The sequence below is a fragment of the Rhodococcus sp. UFZ-B548 genome (assembly GCF_903819475.1).
Classification (GTDB): Bacteria; Actinomycetota; Actinomycetes; order Mycobacteriales; family Mycobacteriaceae; genus Rhodococcus_F; species Rhodococcus_F erythropolis.
The window spans coordinates 1-3,456 of sequence record NZ_CAIJDS010000116.1 but is presented as its reverse complement, the minus strand read 5'-3'; the positions used below and the strand labels follow the sequence as shown (position 1 = coordinate 3,456).

2 rRNA genes are annotated in these 3,456 nt (G+C 55.0%); both read left to right on the top strand.

Going from position 1 to position 3,456, the window contains the following annotated elements:
* Positions 1 to 44 precede the first annotated feature (44 nt).
* Positions 45 to 3,179 (top strand): 23S ribosomal RNA (locus tag H7C86_RS36425).
* Between the two features lie 158 nt (positions 3,180 to 3,337).
* Positions 3,338 to 3,454, top strand: a 5S ribosomal RNA gene (rrf, locus tag H7C86_RS36420).
* Positions 3,455 to 3,456: the final 2 nt, after the last annotated feature.

Here is a 3,456-nt window from a genome sequence, read left to right as displayed (position 1 = left end):
TTGTGTGTTGTTTGAGAACTGCACAGTGGACGCGAGCATCTTTGTTGTAAGTAATGAAGAGCGTACGGTGGATGCCTTGGCACCAGGAGCCGATGAAGGACGTAGGAGGCTGCGATAAGCCTCGGGGAGCTGTCAACCGAGCTGTGATCCGAGGATGTCCGAATGGGGAAACCCAGCACGAGTGATGTCGTGTTACCCGCGCCTGAATATATAGGGCGTGTGGAGGGAACGTGGGGAAGTGAAACATCTCAGTACCCACAGGAAGAGAAAACAACCGTGATTCCGTGAGTAGTGGCGAGCGAAAGCGGAAGAGGCTAAACCATGGGTGTGTGATAGCCGGCAGGTGTTGCATTCGTGGGGTTGTGGGGTTCATTTTGTCTGTTCTGCCGAGCAGGCCAACAGTAAGAAATCACAGGGTTAGTGGAAGTGGTCTGGAACGGCCTGTCGTAGAGGGTGAGAATCCCGTACACGAAAACTTTGTGACTGTTGTAATGGAAACCCAAGTAGCACCGGGCCCGTGAAATCTGGTGTGAATCTGTCGGGACCACCCGATAAGCCTGAATACTCCCTGGTGACCGATAGCGGACTAGTACCGTGAGGGAAAGGTGAAAAGTACCCCGGGAGGGGAGTGAAATAGTACCTGAAACCGTGCGCTTACAATCCGTCAGAGCCTTCGAACAGTTTACTGTTGGGGGTGATGGCGTGCCTTTTGAAGAATGAGCCTGCGAGTTAGTGGCATGTCGCGAGGTTAACCCGTGTGGGGTAGCCGTAGCGAAAGCGAGTCCGAATAGGGCGATCGTAGTGGCATGCTCTAGACCCGAAGCGGAGTGATCTACCCATGGCCAGGTTGAAGCGACGGTAAGACGTCGTGGAGGACCGAACCCACTTAGGTTGAAAACTGAGGGGATGAGTTGTGGGTAGGGGTGAAAGGCCAATCAAACTCCGTGATAGCTGGTTCTCCCCGAAATGCATTTAGGTGCAGCGTCGCGTGTTTCTCACCGGAGGTAGAGCTACTGGATGGTCTAGGGGGCCCACAAGCTTACCGAAATCAGCCAAACTCCGAATGCCGGTGAGTGAGAGCGCGGCAGTGAGACTGCGGGCGATAAGGTTCGTAGTCGAGAGGGAAACAGCCCAGATCGCCAGCTAAGGTCCCTAAGCGTGTACTAAGTGGAAAAGGATGTGGGGTCGCGAAGACAACCAGGAGGTTGGCTTAGAAGCAGCCACCCTTGAAAGAGTGCGTAATAGCTCACTGGTCAAGTGATCCTGCGCCGACAATGTAGCGGGGCTCAAGTACACCACCGAAGCTGCGGCATTCACGCAATAGCCCCCAGTTGATCCAAGGATTTTCTGGCAGGTGTGTGGATGGGTAGGGGAGCGTCGTGTGGCCATGGAAGCGGCAGGGTGACCTAGCCGTGGAGGCCACACGAGTGAGAATGCAGGCATGAGTAGCGAAAGACGAGTGAGAAACTCGTCCGCCGAATGACCAAGGGTTCCTGGGCCAGGTTAATCCGCCCAGGGTGAGTCGGGACCTAAGACGAGGCCGACAGGCGTAGCCGATGGACAACGGGTTGATATTCCCGTACCCGTGTGAACGCGCCCATGGTGAATCAGTGATACTAACCATCCTGAAGCCACGAGAAGACCTTCGGGTCTCGAGTTGGTGGATGCATGGGACCTGATCTGGTAGTAGCCAAGCGATGGGGTGACGCAGGAAGGTAGCTGAGCCAGTCAGTGGTAATACTGGTGTAAGCGTGTAGGGCGTGACCTAGGCAAATCCGGGTCACACATAGCCTGAGACGTGATGCGTAGCCGATTGAGGCGAATTCAGTGATCCTATGCTGCCGAGAAAAGCCTCTAGCGAGCTTTCACACGGCCCGTACCCCAAACCGACACAGGTGGTCAGGTAGAGAATACTAAGGCGATCGAGATAACTATGGTTAAGGAACTCGGCAAAATGCCCCCGTAACTTCGGGAGAAGGGGGGCCCTGTTTGGTGACGACATTTACTGTCTGAGCTGGGTGGGGCCGCAGAGACCAGTGAGAAGCGACTGTTTACTAAAAACACAGGTCCGTGCGAAGTCGTAAGACGATGTATACGGACTGACGCCTGCCCGGTGCTGGAAGGTTAAGAGGACCGGTTAGTTCCTTCGGGAGCGAAGCTGAGAATTTAAGCCCCAGTAAACGGCGGTGGTAACTATAACCATCCTAAGGTAGCGAAATTCCTTGTCGGGTAAGTTCCGACCTGCACGAATGGCGTAACGACTTCTCAGCTGTCTCAACCGTAGACTCGGCGAAATTGCATTACGAGTAAAGATGCTCGTTACGCGCGGCAGGACGAAAAGACCCCGGGACCTTCACTACAGCTTGGTATTGGTGTTCGGTTCGGTTTGTGTAGGATAGGTGGGAGACTGTGAAACGGTGACGCCAGTTATCGTGGAGTCGTTGTTGAAATACCACTCTGATCGAATTGGACCTCTAACCTCGGACCATGATCTGGTTCAGGGACAGTGCCTGGTGGGTAGTTTAACTGGGGCGGTTGCCTCCCAAAATGTAACGGAGGCGCCCAAAGGTTCCCTCAGCCTGGTTGGCAATCAGGTGTCGAGTGCAAGTGCACAAGGGAGCTTGACTGTGAGACTGACAGGTCGAGCAGGGACGAAAGTCGGGACTAGTGATCCGGCACCGGCAAGTGGAAGCGGTGTCGCTCAACGGATAAAAGGTACCCCGGGGATAACAGGCTGATCTTCCCCAAGAGTCCATATCGACGGGATGGTTTGGCACCTCGATGTCGGCTCGTCGCATCCTGGGGCTGGAGTAGGTCCCAAGGGTTGGGCTGTTCGCCCATTAAAGCGGCACGCGAGCTGGGTTTAGAACGTCGTGAGACAGTTCGGTCTCTATCCGCCGCGCGCGTTAGAAACTTGAGGAAGGCTGTCCCTAGTACGAGAGGACCGGGACGGACGAACCTCTGGTGTGCCAGTTGTTCCGCCAGGAGCACCGCTGGTTAGCTACGTTCGGAAGGGATAACCGCTGAAAGCATCTAAGCGGGAAGCCTGTTCCAAGATGAGGTTTCTCACCCCCTCGAGGGGGTAAGGCCCCCGGCAGACCACCGGGTTGATAGGCCAGAACTGGAAGTGCAGTAATGCATGCAGGTGACTGGTACTAATAGGCCGAGGACTTACCACAAAGAAGCTACGCGTCCACTGTGCGGTATCTGAAACAACACACAGATACTGATGAGAAACTCTGTTTTCTCCGTCATCCATCCACCCGTAACGGGTTCGGGTTGATGCACGGTGAAACCAGGTGATCAGAAGTTGGTTACTGTGACAGTTTCATAGAGTTACGGCGGTCATAGCGAAGGGGAAACGCCCGGTCCCATTCCGAACCCGGAAGCTAAGCCCTTCAGCGCCGATGGTACTGCACTCGACAGGGTGTGGGAGAGTAGGACACCGCCGAACAC